We start from the raw sequence: 24,928 nt of genomic DNA on the forward strand, positions 1-24,928 counted from the left end.
ATACCATCACAATCCCTAAATTCATAGCGATGTGGCAAAAAAATGGCTGAGATATAACAAATAATGTCAGAGATGAATCGCATTAAATCGATGTTCCATTACTTCACTGTAAAACAGACGACTTGTTCAATTTAGCTTGCGTGGTCACATTTCAATTACGATTTAGCATTTAGGCGTTAATAGTTCAAGTAAATCATACACATAAGATAATAAATCAATTAATTTACTCAACGTTATCAGTGGTGAGTAGAAAGCGATGTCGAAAATATAGAATAACCCACAATTCATCAGATTTACTGACGAATCATGAACAAAAATTGAGATGTTATTAAGTGTCATCAAAAATAACGCCTTATAACAATAATGGAAGGTATTATTTTATGGTCAATGTTTTATTTTTATTAGCCCCAATTTTTTTATTACTCACTCTTGGTAAAGTGATAAAAAAGACCATAGTTACTGATGAAAATGCTCATACAGGGTTAGTTAATACTCCAATAATTAGATCCTAAAAAGTTTGGCTCTGAGGTTTATTTAAAAACAAAAAAAGGAGCCTTTCGGCTCCTTCAATCTTCACAAAATCTTGTATCATTTAACCGATACTAACATCGCAATTACATTGCTTTGAAGATTTCTTCTACGCTTTCTTTAGCATCGCCAAACAGCATAGTTGTATTCTCTTTGAAGAATAATGGGTTTTGAACACCAGCATAACCAGTTGCCATACTACGTTTGAATACAACAACGTTCGTTGCATTCCATACTTCTAGTACAGGCATACCTGAGATTGGCGAGTTTTCTTCTTTCGCTGCTGGGTTAACCGTATCATTCGCACCAATTACAAGTACAGTATCAGTGTCGTTGAAATCATCATTGATCTCATCCATCTCTAATACGATATCGTAAGGTACTTTTGCTTCAGCAAGTAATACGTTCATGTGACCAGGTAAACGACCCGCTACAGGGTGAATACCAAAACGTACATCAACACCCGCGTCACGCAATTTCTTCGTGATTGCAAATACAGGATACTGCGCTTGCGCTACAGCCATACCATAACCCGGAGTGATGATTACACGCTTAGAACCCATTAACATTTCAGCAACTTCAGCTGCAGATGTTTCAACGTGAACACCTTGCTCTTCATCACCTGTTGATGCAACAACGTCGTTACCGAAGCCACCTGCAATAACAGAGATAAACGAACGGTTCATCGCTTTACACATTACATAACTTAAAATTGCACCTGATGAACCAACTAGCGCACCCGTTACGATTAACAGATCATTACCTAAGATAAGACCTGTAGCTGCACCCGCCCAACCAGAATAAGAGTTAAGCATAGATACAACAACTGGCATATCCGCGCCACCAATTGATAGCACTAAATGCGCACCAAATACGATTGCGATAAGACTCATTAATACTAATGCTGTTGTGTTACCTTCAAAACCAGCACCAACAAACGAGAACATTAGATAAATAGTAGCAAGTAATGCAACTAAGTTCATTTTATGGCGGTGTGGTAGCATTAACGCGCTCGATTTAACACGACCGTTTAATTTACCCCAAGCAATTAATGAACCAACAAATGTAACGATACCAATGAATACACCCAGGAAGATTAATGTTAAGTGAATACTTAACATTACTGGATCTGTAATATTGTATTCAATATAACTGTTGTAACCGATAAATACAGCCGCTAAACCGCCGAAGCTGTTTAGGATCGCAACCATTTCTGGCATTTCTGTCATTCCGACTTTGTTTGCCCAGCGCACACCAAATGCACCACCAGCAAGCATAGCGGCAATGATATAACCGATATTTGTTACGTCACTACTAAATAATGTTGCAACAACCGCTACAATCATACCCAGAATACCGACATAAATACCTTTCTGTGCCGTTTCTTGCTTTGATAACGCAGCAAGAGCAAGTACAAACAGTACCGCTGCCGCGATATATGCGGCTTCTAAAATACTTTTACCACCCGTTGCAACTGCAACTTCCTGTACCACGTCAACAGCGACAGGAGCTTGTTCTGCAACTGCAATCTGTGCCAATTGCGCGGCTTGTGTTGCTGCATCTACCGCTACTTGCGCAGCATTGATAGCATGTTGTGCAGCTTCAATTGATTCTTGAGACATTATAAAAATCCTTATTTACGGAACATTTTCAACATACGCTCAGTAACGGCAAAACCACCGGCGATGTTGACAGTGGCAATAAATGTGCCGAGGAATGCGAGTAAGGTTACAAGACCACTCTCTGCGCCCATTTGGAAGAAAGCACCAAGAATAACAATACCTGAAATCGCATTCGTTACACTCATCAGCGGCGTATGTAATGACGCTGCCACATCCCAAATCAAGTAATAACCAATAACACAAGCCAGTGCGAATACCATTAAGTGATTTAAAAATTCAGCAGGAACATAATTTGCTAGCGCTGAATATGCCCAGATACCGCCACCCGCTAATAATGCCTTATAGATACCTGTTTTTTTCTTTTCAGGTTTAACTAGCGCTTCTTTCACTTCTTCTTGTTTCGCAGCTTGAGGAGCAGCTGAAACTTGAATCGGTGGCGCAGGCCAAGTAATTTCACCGTCTTTAATTACCGTCACACCACGTTGAACGACATCATCAAAGTTGATGGTCATTTCGCCGTCTTTTTCTGGTGTAAGTAATTTAAGTAAGTTAACTAAGTTGGTACCGTAAAGCTGAGATGCTTGTGCTGGTAGACGACGAGCCATTTCGTTATAACCGATGACTTTAACACCACCGTCAGTCGTAATAACTTTATCAACCACACTAGGTTCAACGTTACCACCGTTCACAGCAGCTAAATCGACAATCACACTACCCGCTTTCATTGCATCAACCATTTCTTGGCTAATTAGGCGTGGTGCTGGACGACCAGGAATTAATGCAGTGGTAATGATGATATCAGCATCAGCAACTTGCTCAGCAAGCATTTTCTGCTCTTGAACTTTATAGTCGTCACTCATTACTTTCGCGTAACCATCACCAGATCCCGCAGACTCGTCAAAGTCTACCGTTAAGAATTCAGCACCCAAACTGGTGATTTGTTCTTTAACTTCAGGACGCGTATCGTACGCACGAACAATCGCACCTAAACTGCCTGCAGCACCTACAGCAGCAAGACCAGCAACACCAGCACCAATAATCAGTACTTTGGCAGGTGGTACTTTGCCAGCAGCGGTAATTTGACCGGTAAAGAAACGGCCAAATTCATTTGCTGATTCGATTACTGCACGGTAACCGGCGATATTAGCCATTGAGCTTAATGCATCAAGTGACTGTGAACGTGAAATACGTGGCACAGAATCCATTGCTAAAACATTGATTTCACGTTTTGCAAGTTTCTCTAAAAGTGCTTCATTTTGGGCTGGCCAAATAAAGCTGATTAATGAAGTGCCTTTTTGTAATAACTTAATTTCTTTGTCGTTCGCTGGCGCATTAACTTTTAGTACAATGTCAGAAGCCCAAACTTGTTTGGTATCTTCCGATATCGTTGCTCCAGCCGCCTCAAAAGTAGCATCACTAAAATTAGCTAATTTACCAGCATTGCTTTCAACCAATACTGAAAAGCCTAATTTTTGTAACTGCTCAACCGTTGCTGGTGTTGCAGCAACTCGAGTTTCACCTTTGAGGCTCTCTCTTGGTATACCTATTTGCATCATCTGTTCCTGTCTGTTTCAACATCAAAGATAAAATACTACGTTCCATGTGTACTCATATAGCATGAGGTACGGAGAAGCATCAGTACAAAATATCGGATTTAACCCTTCATATTCAAAATGAAGAGTGTCATTTGTCACTAACGATTGTTCACAAAAATGTGACTTAACGCAACAACAATTTATATTAACTTACCCCATTTTAAATGGAAATTAGAATCTAAAATGTAGATTAAAAGTAAAATAAATAATTATCCAGCTAGAATTAAAGCATCTTTGAAGTACAATTGACAAGATTAAATTAGTTTAATCTTCAATGGTTTACATGACTAACATGAAAGGGTTTCGTTCGAAATAAAGTGGGCTGTCAAAATAGTATAATGTCTAAAAATGACACTATGAAACAAATAGACATATGTTGTTACTTTTTATTATAAAGTGTAATTTTATACTTATCATGAGTGATTCATGGCTAATTTTACAGCACCAAAGGTTAAAATATAATAACCTAAAAATAACGAATCCATAATTTAAACATGCGTTTGATGATGATTGATCAGCTATAGCTATCAAATTAAATGGTTTTACATATCAAACAGTGAAAAGATTATCTGTAACCCCCACTATTTCTACACCATTAACGTTATATTTGCCGAACCGACTAGCTCCTTGTCTTTAAACAACAATATTGGATGAATATTACTGTCATAATTCGCCACAGAGAATAACTCAATATGATGATGTGCTGATTCTATACTCATCCGTAAGAAGCCATTATGTATGTGCCATTCACCATAAAATTGATCTCTCAAAAACAGTGGACATAAGACCGCATCACGAGTTCGTAAACAATCTAACTTAGCCGCTTGACCGCGATAGGTAGTCTCTAACCAATGTGAATTGGCCATTTCGGGATAATCAAAGTCACGCTTACCCGCCTCCCACAAAATATATTCACCCGAAGTACGGATAAAACGCGCTTCTTCGTCAGATATATCAAGCACCGATTCTGTCTCTAACGTCCCCTGAGTTTCATACTTGTATAACAAGATTAATTTATCGATTTCAGTTATCTGGCCAAGCATACTGTTACACTCTTAAACATGGGGTATAATTTAACGGTAGCCAAGATAAATAAAAATGCATAAATAAATGTGCATATGTATGATAACAATACAGCCGCTTACAAAAAAACCAAGCATAGATCGCACTAACTAAGATTTAATATGCCCTACTTTTATTGTTGCGATTAGTATCTACGCGCAGTTAGGCCCTAAATAAACATATTATTAAGACGATATAAGAGGTAAGGACACAATGGATACACACGTATTGGTGGTAGAAGACCAACAAGATATCGCAAATTTAATTCGAATCAATTTAGAGATGATCGGCAAAAAAGTGACTTGTTGCCATAACGCTAAAGATGCATTTGAACAGCTACGTGGCAATGTATTCCAGCTTATATTATTAGACCTAAACCTACCAGATATGGATGGATTAGATATATGCAAAAAAATAAGAACCAATGATGCGATTGTTCCTATTATGATGTTAACCGCCCGCACAGAAGAATTAGATCGGGTTCAAGGGTTAGAAGCTGGCGCAGATGACTATCTTGCCAAACCATTTAGCGTATTAGAATTACAAGCCCGTGTAAAAGCCTTACTTCGCCGCAGTAATGTACAAGCTGCAAATAACCTTGAACCAGAACAAATCAAGATTGCAGATCTAGTCATAGATCAAGCGACGCATAGTGTTCATCGGAATAAGGAACTCATATCTTTAACCAGTACTGAATTTTCTTTATTATTCTTTTTAGCCAAATCGCCTGGCCGTGTGTATAGCAGAGAGCAATTGCTTGCTGAAGTATGGGATTATCATAACGACTGTTATGAACATACGGTAAATTCACACATGAATAGATTAAGAAACAAAATAGAGCCGAACCCTGCAAAACCTACATACATTAAAACAGTGTGGGGCGTTGGTTACAAACTGGAGGCCAGCGATGTCACATAGATCTTTATTAGGACAAATTACATTCCCGTTAATTATTTTGTTTACCTCTATGGCTGCCGGGTTGTTTTTTATTTATTGTGTAATTACCGATACAAACTCAGCCCGCGTAGAACAAACACTACACAAAAATTTAGCGCAGCAAATCATCCACTACTCTGAAGATTTACAGCAAGGCGAGATTAGTCTTACAGCACTAAAACCCGCCTTCCACAGTTTAATGTTACTTGGCCCCAGCTATGAAATATACATCACAGATAACCAAGGTAAATTACTCGTCTATGCAGCAGAACCGAGTAAAATAAAAAGGGAATCGATTGATACAAAACAATTAGACCATTTTATAAAAGGGGCTACCTACCCTATTTATGCCGATAACCCTAGAAGTCTAGATCAACAAAAGCTCTTTTCAACAGCCCCTATATTTAAAGATAACCAACAAATTGGCTATGTCTTTGTCATTCTCGGTGGCGATAAATACGATAGCATCGTAAAAAACTTAGCGTTCGATAGCAGTATGTACAAGATCCTTGCGGCACTTATTGTATTCTTCGCACTTGCTTTTGCGCTATTAGTATTCATTTTTGCACGAGTCGTGAGGCCGATAATACAACTTGATCAAGACATGACTAATTTTGTTAAAAATGACTTCACGACGGTTTCAACGTCAACACCGCATCAGTATGCTGCGAATGAAATTATCAATCTACATAATAATTTTTCGTCATTAGAAGAGAAGATACACAAGCAACTCACACAGATTAAATCGACGGAGCAACTGCGTCGAGAAATGCTTTCACATATCTCCCATGATCTCAAAACACCGCTAGTTTCCTTAAAAGGTTATCTTGAAACCTGGTTGTTACAATATCCAGAAACGGCCGGAAGTGACTTTATTCAAGTGGCACAAAAGAACGCGAATCAATTACAACGCCTTGTCGAACAAATCATCGAGCTCGCTCAACTCGACAGTAATACGGTAAGCCTATATCAAGAACCTGTCGCAGTTGCCGAGTTAGCACAAGATGTATTAAGCAAATTCCAGCTACAAGCACAACAGAAAAATATTACCCTGTCAGTTGAACCTAAAGATCCAAGTCTACAAGCCATTGCCGACATTGCTAAATTGGAGCGAGTACTAACCAACCTCGTTGATAACGCCCTAAGACACTGTAAATCCGGTGACAGTATTAAGATCCATCTGCAACCGAAAGATAACCAGCTAATAATTAGTATTGCCGATTCTGGCGTGGGTATTCCGAAGGAAGATGTTGACCGGATTTTTGACGCACATTTTAGGGCTAAAAATACCGTCAATGGTCAGCAAGGAAACTCGGGATTAGGACTTGCTATCGTTGCTAAACTACTTTCACTGCATCATGCCAAGATCTCGGTTTCTAGCGTGTTAAGCCAAGGTACAACGTTCAGCTTTAGCTTACCGACCAATGTGAGAATTTAAACTTTGCTGCAGCTTAGTGTTAGTTAACTAAGCTGCAGATCTTGTCTTTAATTATTTTTGAATAACACAACCTCTCCACATCCCCTTCCAATTTTATTCACTCTAGATCAAATTTTTCAAATAGTTATCACTACTTATCATTATTTTCACCACAAATATATTAACCCACACTAGTCTTATACAAACCGTTAAATTACGGTTATTCACCCCTCAATACACCCTTTCGGATGGATGAACATGTACATATTTAAACTCACTCATACCCTTGTATTTATCACCCTTATCACAGGTTGTGCCAGCTTTGAAAAAAAGTCATCGACGACAGTAGAACTCCAACAAATTAAAGTCAGTAATACACGCCTCAATCAACGCGTAAACGATGCTGTGACGAACGTTGAGCAAACTTACCTAAAGGTGAAAGATGAAAACTTTGCTACCTATGCCCCAAATACTTGGGAGTCAGTTCAAAAAGATTTAGTCAGTATGCGCAAACTCGTGAATAGATTCGATCCCAATGATCAAGGTTTTTTTGGTGGCCCATCAGAAAGTACTGTTTTAGAAGGGATATCAGAGGTCAATGATGGATTAATTAAAGCGCAAAAAATAAAAACTCAGGTAACTACATTTTTATCTCAACCCTTAGCTGATATTGAATATCTAGCCCCTAAAATAGACAATGTATGGCAAAGAGATTTCGCGATTATTAATCAAGATTTAAACCACATCATAAATATGATTGAGGATGATTATTTAGTTTCAAGACAAGAATTTGAGCGCGCTAAGTTACAGAAAAAAATCAGTGTTCTCGAAATAAATATAGTTACAGCAAACTATTACTCTCCACTTGAAGAACAATTCAAACTGTTAAATCAGCAATTAATTCCACTAAGCTACAATAACGTATCACAGAGTTTACAACGGCTTAATACCATTATCATTACCAGCCCTCGTGATACAGATTTGCTGACAACAACAGCGAACTTAATCAAAAATGGGATTCAACGTGCAGAGCATATAACGACAGATGTTAGCTGGATAAATGGACTTGATATAAAGCAGCGTGAACAGATTGTTTTACACTACCGCGCCACACTAGAAGGATTAGGTACTAAGTTTATCGGTCAAGACCTATCAAACTTGTCATACAAGGCTCAAGTGCAAACGTTTGAACTCGCGCTTACTGCTAAGTTAGCAAAGTTTGAAACAACAGATGCAGGTACGGCTTATAATAAGCAACGTACGTTAAGCGACCTTGATAATTAGCCTTTACAGCAAAAAGGGCCTAAATTTCTCTAGGCCCTTTTTACGATGACTTAGATTCCAATAATAAGTGGCATTGTAAAAATACGTCACAATTGCGCCAACTCAATAGGAGGGATGACCCTTAACTAAGTTATTGACACGTCTTAACGATAAAACGATTCAACAGTTCCTTTTATCGTCATCATAAGCGGTTGACCGCGACGGTCCAACGCTTTATGTGACGGTACTTTTACCCAACCTTCACTGATACAATATTCTTCAACATCGAAACGCTCTTTACCATTAAGCATAATACCAATGTCGTACTGGAAAACTTCTTCTATATGATGTGGGCTGCGGGGATTACCCGAAAGGCGATCCGGTAAAGCTGGTTTCGATTTAATATCGTTCATGTTCGTGACCTGTAGTAAATAAAAAGTGCGCTATTGTAGACAATATAGGCGTAACGCTCAAGGGCTGCGGTAATAAATGTTTCTAAAAATACCTATCGTAACGGATAACTCGTGACAGAAACCGTGGTAGCTTAACCAAAGTATCAATAACAGTGCATCAATTAATCTATCGTACCGTTTTCATTCAGCACAGATTATAGTCAGTAAAATTAAAGTGGCTCACCACGATTGTTTTCGCTATGCGTTTAACCTTTTCACTGCCAACGTGATGTGGGAGAGCAACAATCGGCTACCGCGCTATTCCACCAGTCTAGTAAATGCTAAGCTACGCCTTAGTGATGCTAAGCAGTGAGCCGCACGCAAAAAATTGACTAATCACACGGAACTAACTAAACGGAATTGACCATGCGTTTACGCCATATTGAAGTATTTCATGCCATTTATATGACTGGTTCAGTGACTAATGCGGCTGAGTTTTTGCATGTGTCGCAGCCATCGGTCAGCAAAGTGTTAGCTCATGCCGAGCAGCAACTAGGCTTTGCGTTATTTGAGCGGATAAAAGGACGGTTGATTGCCACCGAAGAGGCGAACTTGCTTTTTGGTGAGGTAGACAAAATGTATCAACAGCTCCGCTCGGTTCGTCATTGTGCGCTTAATCTTAAAAATAAAAGCAGTGGTAAAATAACCATTGGTCTAGCACCTGCGTTGGGGTTCGAACTTATTCCGCAGGCTGTTGCGCGTTATAATAAACTTAACCCGCAGGTCCATATACACCTACAAACGATGCACCATGACGAGGTTCGTCAGGCCCTCACTGAGCACAAAATTGATTTTGCATTGATGTTCTCACCGCCGCCATTGCCTGGGATTAAGCAGCAGCTAGTTTGTTTGTCACAGTTGGTCATGATGTACCCACGTGATTTACTACCCGACATACCAACTCAGGTTAGTCTAGATCAATTTGAACATCAGGAAGTGATTGGCATTGGCGACAGTGGCCCCTTAGGTGATTTACTCTGGCATCGATTAACTGAAGATGATATTGCCATTAATACTAATATCACGGTTCAAACCTATTTTATTGCCGCACGTTTGGTTGCTCAAAATATCGGAGTGTGCGCTATTGATGAATTTACCGCCCGGGGTAATCTCAGTGATAAGGTTGCTATTGCGGCCATTAAACCAGCACTTAATTTTAATTTAACCGTGTTACGACTTGAAGATAAAAATCTTTCGCAGATAGCCAATGATTTTCTTGAACTGGTGATTGAATTTTCAAATGCTAAACACCACACGTCAGAATCCCAGCCTATAACCTAGGGTTATAGGCTGGGTAGTTTTTACTATTTCCAGTTTTTTGTTTGCTCGCTTAAGGTTAGTTCTCCAAACAACACTAACCCTAAGATGGAAATAGCCCCATGAAGATACAAGCGCCATACTTACTTTTTTTAGGTGATGCCACCGATAACCTTTCAATTAAAATGGCTAAAGGGGTTGCCGATTGGCGCCCTGAGCTTTGTACAGGTCAATTCCGCTTAGATGGCTGTAGCGTCACAGCCAATCAACCAGATATGACTATCGCAGAAGCAAAACAAGCTGGCGCAAAAACGTTTGTGCTCGGTTTTGCTAACAGCGGCGGGACTATCGATAAAAAGTGGATACCATTTATTGTTGATGCGCTAAATAACGGTTTTGATATTGTCAGTGGTTTACATGATAAATTAAGTGATATACCACAAATTGAACAGCTCGCAGAAAAGCTAAATCTACAACTAATTGATATTCGACATCCACAGCAAAAATTTAACACTGGCACTGGCGAGCAACGCAGCGGTAAACGGTTAATCACCGTTGGTACTGATTGTTCGGTTGGTAAGATGTATAGCTCACTAAGCCTTGAACAGGCAATGAAACAGCGTGGTTTAGCTGTGGACTTTCGTGCTACCGGCCAATGTGGCATTTTGATTGCTGGTAATGGCGTTGCCATTGATTGCGTCGTAGCTGATTTCATTGCAGGTGCTAGTGAGAGCGTATCACCAGCCAATGACCCAGAGCATTGGGATGTCGTTGAAGGTCAGGGATCATTATCGCATCCCGCATTTGCAGGGGTTAGCCTTGGTTTACTGCACGGTGCTCAGGCAGATGCAATTGTGGTTTGTCATGCCATTAACCGAGAGTCAATGCGTGGTATTAAAAATCGCGCACTACCTTCAATTGCAGACACCATCACGCTAAATGTTGCCACAGCACGAGTCACAAACCCCCAAGCACAGGTGGTTGGCATTACCCTTAATACTTCCAGTGTCAGTGATGGCGAGGCGCTTGATATCTGTCGCACCATAGAGCTAGAGCTCGGCTTACCTTGTGTAGACCCTATGCGTCATGGCGTTGACTCCATCATCGATAACTTGTGTTCGGAGAACTAGGATGAGCCAACTTAATTGCACTATAACCAAGCAGCAATGGCGGCTAGCCAAAGAATTTAGGATTTCACGCGGGGTAAAAAATCAGGCGGATGTGGTGGTGGTTACATTAAGCGACGGCCAACATACGGGCTGGGCCGAAGCCGTCCCTTATGCCCGTTATGACGAAACGGTCGAATCTGTGATGTCGCAAATATCGCAAATAGTGCCACAGCTAACTAACACGATAACGGGCCAAGACTTGTTAGCACTGTTACCGCCTGGCGCCGCCCGCAATGCCCTAGACTGCGCCCTATGGGACTTAACTGCTAAACAACACCAGTTACCAGTGGCGCAGTTAGTCAATATCACGACTCCAATACCTCAGGTCACGGCGCAAACTTTGAGTTTAGATACAGTTGACAAGATGGCCCGCGAGGCGGCAAGCCTTAGCGAACGACCACTAATAAAAGTAAAGTTAGATCACAAACTGGTATTAGAGCGCATGTGTGCCATTGCGTTGGCTGCACCGGACTCTCGTTTTATTATTGACGCAAACGAAGCCTGGGATATCGACTTGTTAAAGCAGTTACTCCCGCGATTAAAGCAACTTAATGTTGCCCTAATTGAACAACCGCTGCCCAGCGCAGACGATCATCAGCTGGCAGGATTTAAGTCTGAAATACCGCTTTGCGCCGATGAATCTTGCCATACCAGCGATGATTTACCGCGTTTGGCTGGGCTCTATCAGGCAATTAATATTAAGCTTGATAAAACCGGTGGTTTAACCGAAGCCTTACGGTTACTAACCGCTGCGCAGCAACAAGGTTTTATCGTGATGACCGGTTGCATGGTTGGTACCTCATTAGCCATGGCTCCCGCTTTCTTAATCGCTCAAAACGCTTCCTTTGTTGACCTTGACGGGCCGCTATTGTTAGCAACAGATCGCGACCATGCCTTCAACTTTGAGCAGGGCGATATGCAGTTATTGTCGAGTGAACTATGGGGCGGGGCCAGCAATGGCAATAACCAGGAATTACAGAAAGTAGCCATGGCTATGGATAACAATATTCCGGTTTAAATAACTGGCGGCATTGGTTGAATTCTTGTCGATGGCATTAATGCTAATCGCCTTCCCCTTATTCCGCCTGCACCATGTCATAACTCACGAAAGGCCCTATAACCGAATCAAAGCGTGCATAACAAGCCTGCCTAAAGGGCAAGCAATACACGTTCTACGTCACACATTTGCAGCTCACTTTATGATGAACTGCGGAAATATATTAGTATTAATAACAAAACAGAGTGCTTATTGCTACGCAACAATGACTTACATCACCGCCCTAAAAGACAGTATTTTTCGTCAAAGGTGATAAAAAAGTGGCGCACCAAGTAAAAACATAGACTAAATCATACAAATATATGCTTAATACGGCTATTATAAAATATCGGATATAAGTTAAAACCACTAATATCAAACACTTAAATTAAAGCAACATAATATGTTACAAGGAATAATATGAGTCTTGAAGTTCGTGACCTGTCAATTTTATTAATTGAGCCTTCTAGCACACAACGTAAATTCATTACTACACAATTACAAGACGCTGGTGTTGATAACATCGAATGCCTTGTCTCAATCGAGCAGGCAAAGCAAAGTTTAACCGGATTTATTCCGGATTTGATTATCAGCGCGATGTATTTTGAAGATGGCTCTGGCGCGGAATTGGCAGAGTTCGTTAAATCTAATGTGCTGACTGAAAATATTGCCTTTATGCTCATTTCTAGCGAGCAACGATTTTCTGTCTTAGATCAAGTGAAACAAGCTGGCGCTATCGCAATTTTGCCCAAGCCATTTAAGTTTGTCGACTTGCAACGCGCACTCAATGCCACGCTGAGTTACATTGAACCAGAAGAAATGGAGCTGGATTTATACGATGTAACCTCATTAAAAATACTGGTGGTTGATGACAGCCTGACAGCGAGAAAACACATCTGTCGCGTACTAAATAGCATGGGTATTGTGAATATCACCACAGCAGAGAATGGTGTCGAAGCACTGGAATATCTAGCACAAAATACATTCGATTTGATCGTTACCGATTACAACATGCCGGAAATGGATGGCAAAGAGTTAATTGAAAAGATCAGAATGAACCCAGAATTATCTTACTTGCCCATTTTGATGGTGACATCTGAAGAAGGCTGCGCCCAGTTAACCGCTGTAAAACAAGCTGGTGTCTCGGCACTATGTGATAAACCTTTTGATATTGATACGGTCAGAATGCTTGTGCAGCAGTTATTGAATGAACAATAGTACAGGTCTACTCGTAACTTGAAGACTGCTCTTAATATAGAGTAGATTCATCAAGGGGAATGAACTCACCAAGCTCATTCCCTTTTTAACCATTAAAAGACTATCCGTTCACTGCTTTTATCCCTTTCAACTGCTGAAATGAACTTTCTTTCGCATCTTTTAAAAACTCAACCATATATGGCATTTCAAGTTGTTCAATACGAATAGCCGCATATAGGGTTGTCCAACAACTGTCTTCGCCCAGTGGTTTTGCTAAAATATAATCTTTCTCTAAATACTCTGTTAACGCCCAATTTGGCAACGCTGCAACACCGCGCCCACTCGCCACCAGCTGTAACATCATGATGGTTAATTCCGCATGTCGAATGGCATGAGGGGAAACACCTGCAGGGTCTAAAAATAAATTAAAAATATCTAATCGTTCCTGCTCTACAGGGTACGTGATCAACGTTTCATCACTCAAATCCTCTGGATCTATATACGCTTTATCTGCTAAAGCATGATGGCGACTGACCGCAAGCATCGGCTGATAGCTAAACAGCGGTTCGTAATGAATACCGGATAATATTTGTGGATCAGAGGTCACCACTAAATCTACGTCCCCCCGCTTTAACGCTGGTAAAGGCGCAAAGCTAAAGCCCGAGGTTAAATCAAGCTCGACTTCAGGCCACTGGTCACGGAACACATCAATCGCCGGCATTAACCACTGAAAGCAACTGTGACATTCGATTGCCATGTGTAAACGCCCTGCATTACCCGATAATAAACGGCTAATATCGCGCTCAGTATTCGCAAACATAGGTAATACTGATTTAGCAAGTTTAAGCACCCTCTCCCCTGCTACCGTAAAGCGTAGCGGTCTTGTTTTTCGAATAAATAACGCCGTATTTAAACGATCTTCAAGATCTTTTATCTGATGTGATAACGCTGATTGCGTCATATAGAGGCTTTCAGATGCTTCGACTAATGAACCTGTCTTTTCTAATGCAATTATAGTTTTCAAATGCTTAACTTCGAGCATCGTTAATTCCCTTTTAAACGGATAGCTAAATTCAGCATAATGCCAACATCAATTAATTTCAACTTAATCAGTAAAAATATGAATTTGATTCATGTGAGATAATGTTCAATACTTTAGCCATCTAAACAGCTAAGCGTCTATACATTAAATTTACCGTTTTAATTTAAAATTTAAGACTCAAGCAAACAAATACATCTAAGAAAATGGAGTTAAAGATGGCTAAATCACACATATTAGGTTTCCCCCGTATCGGTGCAGACCGCGAATTAAAAAAAGCAATTGAGTCATATTGGAAAAATGACATCACCAAAGTTGAGCTAGAAACCGTTGGTAAACAACTCCGCGCTAAACATTGGCAACAGCAAATTGATGCGGGTTTAGACTTCATCACTGTGGGTGACTTTGCTTGGTACGACCAAGTATTGGCATTGTCAGCGACGTTAGGTGTTATCCCAGAGCGTCATCAAGAAGAAACGATCACCCTTGATACACTGTTTAATATGGCGCGAGGTTCTAGCCCTTGCTGTGGTCAACAAGCTGCGGCATGTGAAATGACGAAATGGTTTGATACTAATTATCACTACCTTGTTCCAGAACTAAACGAAGACCAAAATTTCGCATTAAGCTACAACCAACTTGTTGAAGAGATCCAAGAAGCAAAAGCACTTGGCTTCCCAATTAAAGCCAATTTGCTAGGTCCGGTAAGCTACCTCTGGTTAAGTAAAACCAACAGTGATTTTGATAAACTGGCATTACTACCTCAACTTGTTGAAACGTATAAGCAACTACTTGCTAACATAGCAACTGAAGGTGTTGAATGGCTGCAAATTGAAGAACCTATTCTCGTTCAAGATCTAACAAGCGAATGGCAACAGGCATTGACAACCAGTTACACTGAATTAGCGAAAGGTAGCAACAAACTACTACTCACCAGTTATTTTGGTGCGCTAGGTGACAATGCTGAGTTAGCATTCTCATTACCTGTTGATGGCTTCCACATTGATTTATCTCGTGCGCCACAGCAATTAGAGTCGGCATTAGCATTACTCCCTGATAACGCTATTTTATCTGCTGGTATTGTTAATGGCCGTAATATTTGGCGTAACGATCTTGCACAATCAATCAGCGCATTACAGCAAGCTAAAGCACAGTTAGGTGAGCGTTTATGGATTGCATCTTCATGCTCATTACAACATAGCCCCGTTGACCTAGATAATGAAACTAAACTCGATTCAGAGCTAAAATCTTGGTTAGCCTATGCGACCCAGAAATTGACGGAAATTAGCACGATCAATGCGCTTTTAAGCGGTGACAGTGCTGATAAATTAATAGCACAACTCACTGAATCAACAGCGGTAGTGTCATCTCGAGCTACATCATCTCGCATTCATAACGCCGCCGTTAAAGCACGTGTTGCAGCAATTACCGACCAGGATGCACAACGTCATAGTCAATTTACGCAACGCATAGTAAGCCAACAGCAAGAATTGAATTTACCATTATTTCCAACGACAACGATTGGTTCATTCCCACAAACCAGCGATATTCGTCAGACGCGTAATCAATTTAAACAAAATGTGATCAGCCAAGACCAATACATCACCAAGATGCAAGCAGAGATCAAAGATGTCGTAAAACGCCAAGAAGCACTCGGGCTAGATGTACTTGTACACGGTGAACCAGAGCGTAATGACATGGTTGAATATTTTGGTGAATTACTCGATGGTTTCGCATTCTCAAAAAATGGTTGGGTACAAAGTTATGGTACACGTTGCGTTAAACCACCAATCATCTTTGGCGACATCTCACGCCCAGCCCCAATGACAGTAGCTTGGAGCCAATATGCACAAGCGCAAACCAACAAGCTAATGAAAGGCATGTTGACAGGCCCAGTGACGATTTTATGCTGGTCATTTACCCGTGATGATATCAGTCGTGAAGAACAAACTAATCAAATCGCACTGGCTATTCGTGATGAAGTGGTTGATTTAGAAAAGGCTGGTATTAAAGTAATTCAAATTGATGAGCCTGCGCTGCGTGAAGGACTTCCACTGCGTCACAGTGAACAACAAGCGTATTTAGATTGGTCGACTAAAGCTTTCCGTATCAGTGCATCAGGTGTAAGAGACAATACTCAGATCCATACACACATGTGTTACTGTGAATTTAATGACATTATGCCGTCAATTGCCGCATTAGATGCGGATGTGATCACGATTGAAACGTCACGCTCTAACATGGAACTACTATCTGCCTTTACTGATTTTAGTTACCCAAATGATATTGGTCCGGGGGTTTATGATATTCACTCTCCAAACGTACCAAGTGTTGAATGGATGACACAGTTAATCACCAATGCCAGTGAATACATTGATGTGGCACGCTTATGGGTTAACCCTGATTGCGGTCTTAAAACACGTGGCTGGAAAGAAACAGAAGCAGCATTGAAGAACATGGTGACAGCAGCGCATAACTTACGCGATACATTCTCTAACTAAGCTAATATCTATTTTCTTACTAAAAAGGAGAGCAAGCGCTCTCCTTTTTTCGTCTATTTTGTATAAATTAGGTATTAATAATCTACAGCTGCACGCTGGCTAGTGATGCTTTTCATCATAGGTAACACAGCTTGATGTGCTGGGTGATCTTGATATACATCTAACGTTTCACGAGAATCGAGATCAGCAATTAATACTAAATCGTAAGAGCCTGCACCTTGCAGACAATCAATACCAACTTCCAAACGTTGTAACCCTGGAATCTGACCATTAAGCGCTTCAAGAGCTTCTTTCGCTAATTTAGCATTTGTGATTTTATCATTACCATTGGCCGTGTCGTGTAAAGTCCACATCACAATATGTTTGAACGCCATGATTGTTCCATCCTTTTTAACAAACGAATAATTCACCCAAGCAACTTGGGAATTTGAAGAAGTGAAAGTATAACTTTAAATGTCATATTTAGGTGGATGAATATCAATATTTCACAAAGATGTCATATGAGTATCACAAATGTGCATTACAACTACCCTATATTTATCAATATACACACATGCGTATTCATAAAAACAATAAAATAAGTGAATCAAATGAAAAAGACTCTGATAAGCACAACCATCGCCCTTGCACTAACGACAGCCATAACAGCTTGTATAGCAAAACCAAAGGACATCTCGATACAAACACCACGGCAACCCGCACAATCCCCCCTTACGGTAACAATGCTTGCACGTTATGAATCAGGTCAATATGGTGTTAGTGCAGCAGAGATCTTAGATTATCATGCACAAAGTAAATCTATTTTTGTGGTTAACGCTAAAAGTGGTCAAGTTGATATTCTCGATGCCAGTATAATTAGTACCATAAAAAATACCGCTAATAACACGACAAAAACCACTATTGACCCATTAACACTTAATAATTTAACTAAAAAATCCACGTTAAACCTCGCTTCAGATCTAAATCTAACACGCCTAGGTTCTGTGAACAGCGTTGCTATTTATGATAATTTACTTGCTGTTGCGATCGAGCGTGGTGACGACAAAGGAAATTCAGTGCAAGACCGTGGATTCATTGGTTTCTATAGTCTAGACAACACAGGAAAAGCGACTTATTTACGCGCTGTCGAAGTCGGTTACCTACCCGATAATGTTGTTTTCACCCATGACGGCAATAAAGTGATTGTAGCCAACGAAGGTGAACCGAGTAATGATTATACCGTCGATCCTGAAGGCTCAATTTCCATCATCAACATCAATAACAATGTGCCAGTAAAGCAAGCAATTAATATCAATTTTAACGACTTTGATACACAGTCAGCACGTCATCATGAATTACCAAAAGGTGTGAAGGTAAACGGTCCAAAATCATCCGTTAGCCAAGACCTTGAACCTGAATATATCGCCATATCTCACGATAACTCGCAAGCATTTGTATCATTACAAGAAAATAATGCAATTGCAGTGATTGACCTCAAGTCACAACGCGTTGAGCGTATTATTGATTTAGGCAGCAAAGATTATGGTCTAGCGAAAAACGCTATCGATGCTAGTGATAAAGATGGAGAAATAAATATCCAATCTTACCCTGGTGTGTATGGTCTTTACCAGCCTGATACAATCGCTAGCTACAGTATTGAAGGCGCTGATTTCATCGTCACAGCCAACGAAGGTGATGCGCGTGATTACGCAGGGTTCTCAGAAGAAACCCGCGCAGGTAAATTAACACTTGATAAAAACCACCCTCAATTTGATGCAATCCAAGATAAAAAACAGTTAGGACGACTCAAAGTAACAACCAGTATTGGTGATACCGATAATGACGGAGACATAGATAAGATCTACAGCTACGGTTCACGATCTTTCTCTATTTGGGATGCACAAGGCAAACAAGTATTTGACAGCGGCAATGACTTTGAACGTATTACTGCTGACCGCTTAGGCATCAACTTTAATAACCATAACAGCAAAAACAAAGGCGATAGCCGCAGTGATGATAAAGGCGCAGAACCTGAGGCATTAGCGCTTGGTAGCATTGACGGGCGTCAATATGCCTTTGTTGGTTTAGAACGTACATCCGGTTTTATGATTTATGATATTACCGAGCCACAGCAAGCTTATTTCGTCGATTACATTATTAACCGTAACTTCACACCTCAATTTGAAATTGAAAACGGCGTGGTAACAAAGGGGGATCCTCGTGCTGCTGGTGATTTGGGGCCTGAAGGGATGAAGTTTATTGCAGGGAGCAAGAGTCCAAATGGTAAACCCTTATTACTCGTCGCAAATGAAATAAGCGGAACAACCGTTGTATACCAACTGAAAAAATAATCCCTCTGGAATGTGATTTCTAAATAAAACCAATATGATTAACTCAGTTGGAACAAACCTTAACCTAAAATACTTTCACTAGGAGTGATTACAATGGCTAACTTACTAAACCAAGTAGAAACTATCTACAATGTCGCAAAAGAAACAGCAAAAACATCTATCACTGCAGGTTTTGGTGTTTACGGCACAATCATTGATGAAGCAGCAAAGTCATCAGATAAAGCAACTCAACTATTTGAATCTTTAGTTGAACGTGGTGCTCAAGTTGAACCACAAATTAAAGAGCAAGTGTCTGCGATTTTTAGCAAAAAAATCTCTTTAGAATCAATTGAAACTAAAGCACAAAGCATTACTGGTCGCTTTACTGGTGTTCAAGGTCAAAAGCTGAATGAAGTAGAAAGCAAAATCGACATACTTGCTCAAATGATCGGCGAATTAAAAACTGAACCAGCAAAAGTACAAAAAGTGGTTAAAACTGCAGCTTCAAAAGCAACTGCTGAAGCTTAATTAAGCTTTGATAACTTAATGGTTAGGGGGAGGCCTTCTCCTCCCTTTTTCATTCTGATTTTCCATCCCAATTCTCTTCATGTTCATCTTATCCATTGATTTAGTTTAATTTAATCATACTTTCCATTTAGATATAGTCATAATTCTGCACGATGCCGTTTAGTACATACTCTCAACATCTGCATTAAAATTACCCTAAAAGTGTTTGCCATTTGTATTTGCACTTTACGACGTAAAAACTACTATTAAGTAATATCAACGCAATGTACATCATCCCCTAAGGATAACGAATGAGCCAAGTTAGCTTAACTTACAACCCAGTTGAAGATCGCATGTTACTCATCGTTTCTAATAATATAAATCATCCTCAGTGGTGGCTCACTCGTCACATGTGCAAAAAATTATTAGAAATGCTAAATGCTGAGTTAACGCTGCAATATGAGCTAGATAAAATTCAATCTTTATACAAAGAAAACAAAACGATCCAAGAAGCGTCTTTCGCAGATAAACATCAGCAAGCATTACATGATGCTGCTGGGCGAACCGAAATACAGAAAAAATCGACACCGGCAAAACCCGACGCGCTGCTAACTACACGAATCTCGTTAGATAAAAAACCTGATAATCTTGTCGCCTTATATATTTATTCTCGAGAAAGCCATGGTATCTGTCTTGACCTCGATAATAACGGCTTACATATATTTTTAGATATGATGATAAAAGTAGCGGTCAAAGGAGAATGGGGATTAAAACAAGCGAGATCTATAGAAAATAAATTGATTGAATGAGACTTAAACAAATGATGATAATCGTCATTACCATCATCTGTATTTACAACAAATAACGAGTTAAATACTATTCGTTATCATCAACAGAGCTACCACGACGTATAAGCTGCTCACGCAAATTAGGCGGAATACCAACAATTGTTAACGTATCAGTTTGTGCATCATAAGTAATGCGTTCACCCATCAATTTTTGATCAAAACTAACACTAAGACCACCGCCCTGTCCGACATATTTAGTCAACTTCCGTACTGCACCGCGATCTGCTGGGAAACTATCTTCAAGTTCATAAGCTTCTGACGCATACTGATAGAAGTCACGTGATGTCACATCCGCTAAATGATCGGATAGATCTTTAACTTCAATCTCGTTCCCTTCTTTAATTTGTTCATTACAGTACTGCGCGACTTGCTCACGTGCTTGTATCGATTCACTAGCATCTAGCTCAGCTACATGACAAAACTCATCAACAGCACGCATTAAGCCTGCATTTTGTATTTTTGCATCCATTCCTTCTGTACAACCAAGAAAATCTAAGAAAAAATCTGACACTTTACGTCCGGCACGACCTTTAATAAAGGATAAATAACGTTTCGAATCGCTATTTTGTCGCCACTCAGTCAAATCAATTTTAGCTGCAAGTTGTACTTTAGACAGCTCAAGATAATGCGTATTGCTGAGATCAAGTTGTTCAGTGACCATTACGCTGTCTTTATTTTCCAATAACGCAACGATAAGGTAGTCAGATGCCATCCAATTATAATGAACAAAAGACAGAATACCTTGTGTCCCAAAGTCATATTTTAGTAGCTCACCCACCAACAAATTTGATGATGCGCTTGAAAAATCAACAAAATTACTTTCTTCATCGACGAATTTACGCAATTCGACTTCAAAAGGTAGACGGCTATTGTCCGCTTCTGCGCATTTAAAATAACCAAAACCTTTCGCTGGTTTAGCGTTGTAAATTCGATGTAATTCGCTTGCAAGCTCTTCAACCGGCTGTGAATTAACCAATTCCTCACTGCGAGGGTAACATTTCAGCTCACCTTCTGTATTGAAGGCTAACGAATGTAGAATAATGTTATTTAATTTTAGCTGCATATATTTAAAGTATTAGAGTTAATGAATTCTGTGAGGTATTATAATCATCTTTGCCCATTCATACATTAAAAGATTAAATTATGCCTATAGTTTCTAAATACAAAAGTGATAAAGTTGAAAAAGTTATTGATGAAGTTATTGATGTACTAGAAAAACACGACGCGCCGCTAGACCTTGGTTTAATGGTACTTGGTAATGCAGCTGCAAATATCATCAATGCTTCTTTATCACCAAAACAGCGCCAAGCGGTTGCTGAAAAATTTGCTAAAGCACTTGTTGCATCAGTAAAGAGTAAAGATACATCACATTAATTAAAATGATAGGCAAGGATGCCTTGTCATTTATTATTCGCCATTACATTATAAAAATACTATATGAGACAGCAGCTTAACTTATGCTAGAAACAGGACATCATTATCGCGATCAGGTCTCCAAAATTATCAGTTGGGGTCATTGGTTTAGCTTAGCCAATATCTTACTGGCAATCATTGTTGCATCACGTTACCTTTTCATCGCCGAATGGCCTGAAACGATGCTGGGTCAAGTTTATTCCCTTATCAGCTTGCTAGGTCATTTTAGTTTTATCATTTTTATATTATATCTGGTGGTAATCTTCCCCGTCAGTTTTCTGATACCATTTCCACGTACACTACGTTTTTTAACGGTCCTATTTTCCACGTTAGGAATATCGCTGTTAATTATCGATACAGAAATATTTAAGCTCTATAATTTACATATAAATCCAATTATATTTGAGATATTACTTGGAGAGAACGAACAAACACTTAACTCCGATTGGCAATCGTTCTTTGTTTTCGTGCCTTTCTTATTCTTATTTGAATTACTTATCTCAAGTTTTCTGTGGCACAGATTAAGACGTTTAAGCCGTTTTAAACTTGGTCCTATTATTGCGATCTTCTTTTTCAGCTGTTTCTTAACGGGACACCTACTACATATGTGGGCTGATGCGGCAGTGTACCGCCCTATTACTGCACAAAAAGCAAATTTCCCTCTGGCTTACCCTATGACAGCAAGAACCTTCCTTGCTAAATACGGCTGGTTAGATAAAAAAGCATTTGACAAGCGTGTGACAGATACAAAAAAACTATCAGATTCACGTCTCGACTATCCTAAAAATCCGTTAGTAATTAATAACGAGAGTCAGAAATTTAACGTTTTATTCGTTAACATAAGTACGCTTCGAGCAGATATGCTTAATAGTAGCGTCATGCCTGAAATGACAAAGTTATCACAACAAGCTCAATTATTTACCCATCACTTTAGTACCAGCAATGATAACATTTTGGGTAACTTCAGCATGATGTATGGCCTTGCATCACAATACTGGGATGATATCCAAACCTCAGCGAAACCTCCGTTTATGCTCGACTATTTCACTCAAGCAAACTATAACCTTGGTATATTTAGTACTGATGATTTAGCGTCTTATCGACAAAAACAAACGGCGTTTATTAATTTAGAATCACCACAGACAACCATTGTTGAAGGATCAAATAGTGACAATAAAACTATCGATGCAACAATAAAGTGGTTAGGTGAGCAACAAGATACACAGCCTTGGTTTAGCTATGTCAGTCTGAACTCAGTGCAAAACATGAAAACTCCGAATGGTTTTCCAGCTATGTTTTACCCGAATATTCAAGATCTAAATAGCCAGGCAAGTAATCGTCAACTCGCATTATTTAACAGCTATCGAAACAGTGTTAGTTATGTCGATAAAGCAATTTCAAAATTAGTCTATAAGCTAAAGCAGACAGACCAGTTTGATAATACGGTTATCGTATTTACGTCTAACCATGGCACTGAGTTTAATGACTCAGAAAACCATTCATGGGGTTATGGAAGTTCTTATTCTATCTATCAAACTCAAGTACCATTATTTATCGTGTGGCCAGGTAAAGAACCAAGAGTCATAGAACAAGACACAAACCACACAGATTTGGTTCCGACTATTTTGACCAACTTATCTGCTGTAAAAAACCCGATTTCAGATTACAGCAATGGTATTGATTTATTTGCGGGTAACTTTAAGACATGGCAGTTACTCGGCGATGAGAATAACTTTGTTATCCTTCAAGAAGACACGATTACATTATTTTCTTATCAAGGTATATTTAGTCGCCAGGGTAACCATGATGTACGTAATCGTAACTCTTACAAGTCAGTTCCACGAACGACGATGCATGAAGCTACATTTAATCAGGTGCTTAGTGAATTAAATTACTTTTTTAAAGCAGCGCCAGCGCAGACACAGGATTAAGAATTAAGCTATCACCATGTATGCTTGTTGTGCGGATAAGATGGTTAATCGTCTTGTCCGCATTAATGTATCTATCCATAATTGATTTAAATTAGTTGTTACTCGCGCACAATTTACATGCCCATGTATCGTAAATTTAACCCCCTGAATATGAAATGTTTTTCCCTGCTTCACCTGTTGATATTGTTTAGTCGACCAAACGCATTCTTTCAATAATACTGTATCATCTATATTTGCATTTTGTAACGAAGGCCAACTTAGTGGTGCATTCGCATGACAGACGCCAATCGAGCCAAATTTTGACTCGATTGTAAATGCGACGGGACAATACTGATCGATGAGTAATCTTAATCTAGCTTGCTCTTCTACTGCACACTGAAAAAACCACGATCCCCCAGAGTTACGATGAATCCGAGCCAATTCACTCTCGGTATCAGCGAATAACATTTCTTCGTGATTCCCCCTCACGGCGTAAAACCAAGGTTTATGCAGTAATTCAAGACAAGCCATTGAATCAGGACCACGGTCCACAATATCCCCGACAGAAAATAAACGGTCACACTCAAAATCAAACTGGCACTGCGCTAATGTCGCTAATAACAAATTATATTCACCGTGAATGTCTCCCACAAAGAAGTCCCGCCCTTTATGGTTGATTGGTATATTTTTATGTATTCGCATTTTCTACCTCATTAGGTATATATGACAATATTTTATTTTTGCGATTGCGTTCACGTTAGCGCTATCATAAGTCAACGCCACAACAGCTTAATCAATGAAAACGTCTCGAAACATAACAGCCTGATAATTTTACTAGTATTATTTAATATAGATTAAATACAACAT

The 24,928-nt window shown here is 39.7% G+C and carries 21 protein-coding genes and 1 pseudogene; 14 read left to right on the plus strand and 8 right to left on the minus strand.

Annotation, left to right across the window (positions count from 1 at the left end):
• Positions 1-614: 614 nt before the first annotated feature.
• The 3 genes from pntB to HWV01_RS13910 form a co-directional block, all read right to left on the minus strand.
• Entirely contained in the window at positions 615-2,150 is a 1,536-nt protein-coding gene (gene pntB, locus HWV01_RS13900) for a Re/Si-specific NAD(P)(+) transhydrogenase subunit beta (RefSeq protein ID WP_249185319.1), read from the minus strand.
• A gap of 11 nt (positions 2,151-2,161) precedes the next feature.
• On the minus strand, positions 2,162-3,703 hold the full coding sequence (locus HWV01_RS13905) for a Re/Si-specific NAD(P)(+) transhydrogenase subunit alpha (RefSeq protein WP_211675860.1): 1,542 nt from the start codon (positions 3,701-3,703) through the stop codon (positions 2,162-2,164).
• Positions 3,704-4,332: 629 nt separating this feature from the next.
• Positions 4,333-4,788: a hypothetical protein gene (locus HWV01_RS13910; RefSeq protein ID WP_211672116.1), complete on the minus strand. Its 456-nt coding sequence runs from the start codon at positions 4,786-4,788 to the stop codon at positions 4,333-4,335.
• 232 nt (positions 4,789-5,020) lie between these two features.
• On the opposite strand from HWV01_RS13910, the gene HWV01_RS13915 reads away from it, so the two are divergent.
• From HWV01_RS13915 to HWV01_RS13925, 3 genes are all read left to right on the plus strand, one after another.
• Complete coding sequence (locus HWV01_RS13915; protein WP_211672117.1) at positions 5,021-5,725, plus strand: response regulator transcription factor; 705 nt, start codon at positions 5,021-5,023, stop codon at positions 5,723-5,725.
• Entirely contained in the window at positions 5,715-7,181 is a 1,467-nt protein-coding gene (locus HWV01_RS13920) for a cell wall metabolism sensor histidine kinase WalK (RefSeq protein ID WP_249185320.1), read from the plus strand. The genes HWV01_RS13915 and HWV01_RS13920 overlap by 11 nt, the downstream gene beginning before the upstream one ends.
• 237 nt (positions 7,182-7,418) lie before the next feature.
• On the plus strand, positions 7,419-8,444 hold the full coding sequence (locus HWV01_RS13925) for a hypothetical protein (protein WP_211672118.1): 1,026 nt from the start codon (positions 7,419-7,421) through the stop codon (positions 8,442-8,444).
• 143 nt (positions 8,445-8,587) lie between these two features.
• Here HWV01_RS13925 and HWV01_RS13930 read toward each other — a convergent pair whose 3' ends face one another.
• Positions 8,588-8,836: a DUF3297 family protein gene (locus HWV01_RS13930; protein ID WP_211672119.1), complete on the minus strand. Its 249-nt coding sequence runs from the start codon at positions 8,834-8,836 to the stop codon at positions 8,588-8,590.
• A 405-nt stretch (positions 8,837-9,241) separates the two neighbouring features.
• Between HWV01_RS13930 and HWV01_RS13935 the strand changes: the two genes are divergently transcribed.
• The 5 genes and pseudogenes from HWV01_RS13935 to HWV01_RS13950 all read left to right on the plus strand — a co-directional run bounded on the left by HWV01_RS13935 (position 9,242) and on the right by HWV01_RS13950 (position 13,555).
• Complete coding sequence (locus HWV01_RS13935) at positions 9,242-10,156, plus strand: LysR family transcriptional regulator (RefSeq protein ID WP_211672120.1); 915 nt, start codon at positions 9,242-9,244, stop codon at positions 10,154-10,156.
• Positions 10,157-10,254: 98 nt separating this feature from the next.
• Positions 10,255-11,262, plus strand: a complete 1,008-nt coding sequence (gene dgcN / locus HWV01_RS13940) for an N-acetyltransferase DgcN (RefSeq protein ID WP_211672121.1) — start codon at positions 10,255-10,257, stop codon at positions 11,260-11,262.
• 1 nt (position 11,263) lies between these two features.
• Complete coding sequence (gene dgcA, locus HWV01_RS13945) at positions 11,264-12,319, plus strand: N-acetyl-D-Glu racemase DgcA (RefSeq protein WP_211672122.1); 1,056 nt, start codon at positions 11,264-11,266, stop codon at positions 12,317-12,319.
• 127 nt (positions 12,320-12,446) lie between these two features.
• Positions 12,447-12,530, plus strand: a pseudogene (locus tag HWV01_RS22445) (integrase); the annotation flags it as partial.
• Positions 12,531-12,757: 227 nt separating this feature from the next.
• Positions 12,758-13,555: a response regulator gene (locus HWV01_RS13950; RefSeq protein ID WP_211672123.1), complete on the plus strand. Its 798-nt coding sequence runs from the start codon at positions 12,758-12,760 to the stop codon at positions 13,553-13,555.
• A 100-nt stretch (positions 13,556-13,655) separates the two neighbouring features.
• Here the strand turns inward: HWV01_RS13950 and HWV01_RS13955 are convergent, their stop codons facing one another.
• Positions 13,656-14,576 (minus strand): LysR family transcriptional regulator, encoded by a 921-nt coding sequence (locus HWV01_RS13955; RefSeq protein ID WP_211672124.1) that lies wholly within the window; start codon positions 14,574-14,576, stop codon positions 13,656-13,658.
• Positions 14,577-14,791: 215 nt separating this feature from the next.
• Here HWV01_RS13955 and metE point away from each other — a divergent pair, with 215 nt between their 5' ends.
• Positions 14,792-17,074: a 5-methyltetrahydropteroyltriglutamate--homocysteine S-methyltransferase gene (metE, locus tag HWV01_RS13960; protein WP_211672125.1), complete on the plus strand. Its 2,283-nt coding sequence runs from the start codon at positions 14,792-14,794 to the stop codon at positions 17,072-17,074.
• A gap of 74 nt (positions 17,075-17,148) precedes the next feature.
• Here metE and HWV01_RS13965 read toward each other — a convergent pair whose 3' ends face one another.
• Complete coding sequence (locus tag HWV01_RS13965; RefSeq protein ID WP_211672126.1) at positions 17,149-17,448, minus strand: Dabb family protein; 300 nt, start codon at positions 17,446-17,448, stop codon at positions 17,149-17,151.
• Positions 17,449-17,664: 216 nt separating this feature from the next.
• On the opposite strand from HWV01_RS13965, the gene HWV01_RS13970 reads away from it, so the two are divergent.
• The 3 genes from HWV01_RS13970 (at position 17,665) to HWV01_RS13980 (ending at position 20,699) form a co-directional block, all read left to right on the plus strand.
• Entirely contained in the window at positions 17,665-19,404 is a 1,740-nt protein-coding gene (locus HWV01_RS13970) for a choice-of-anchor I family protein (RefSeq protein WP_211672127.1), read from the plus strand.
• Between the two features lie 93 nt (positions 19,405-19,497).
• A complete protein-coding gene (locus tag HWV01_RS13975; RefSeq protein ID WP_211672128.1) occupies positions 19,498-19,911 on the plus strand; it encodes a hypothetical protein in 414 nt (137 codons plus the stop codon).
• A gap of 290 nt (positions 19,912-20,201) precedes the next feature.
• Positions 20,202-20,699, plus strand: coding sequence for a hypothetical protein (locus tag HWV01_RS13980; RefSeq protein WP_067044041.1), 498 nt, complete (start codon positions 20,202-20,204; stop codon positions 20,697-20,699).
• 67 nt (positions 20,700-20,766) lie between these two features.
• Here HWV01_RS13980 and yejK read toward each other — a convergent pair whose 3' ends face one another.
• Positions 20,767-21,801 carry a nucleoid-associated protein YejK gene (gene yejK / locus HWV01_RS13985; RefSeq protein ID WP_211672129.1) on the minus strand — a complete coding sequence of 345 codons (1,035 nt, stop codon included), beginning with the start codon at positions 21,799-21,801 and terminating at the stop codon, positions 20,767-20,769.
• A gap of 80 nt (positions 21,802-21,881) precedes the next feature.
• Between yejK and HWV01_RS13990 the strand changes: the two genes are divergently transcribed.
• Together HWV01_RS13990 and HWV01_RS13995 are read left to right on the plus strand one after the other, a co-directional pair.
• Positions 21,882-22,112: a DUF1414 domain-containing protein gene (locus HWV01_RS13990; protein ID WP_019442879.1), complete on the plus strand. Its 231-nt coding sequence runs from the start codon at positions 21,882-21,884 to the stop codon at positions 22,110-22,112.
• Positions 22,113-22,195: 83 nt separating this feature from the next.
• Positions 22,196-24,082, plus strand: coding sequence for a DUF3413 domain-containing protein (locus HWV01_RS13995; protein ID WP_211672130.1), 1,887 nt, complete (start codon positions 22,196-22,198; stop codon positions 24,080-24,082).
• Between the two features lie 3 nt (positions 24,083-24,085).
• On the opposite strand, the gene HWV01_RS14000 is transcribed toward HWV01_RS13995, so the two are convergent.
• Positions 24,086-24,763 (minus strand): metallophosphoesterase, encoded by a 678-nt coding sequence (locus HWV01_RS14000; protein WP_211672131.1) that lies wholly within the window; start codon positions 24,761-24,763, stop codon positions 24,086-24,088.
• Positions 24,764-24,928: the final 165 nt, after the last annotated feature.

Source organism: Moritella sp. 5 (assembly GCF_018219455.1).
Lineage (GTDB): Bacteria > Pseudomonadota > Gammaproteobacteria > Enterobacterales > Moritellaceae > Moritella.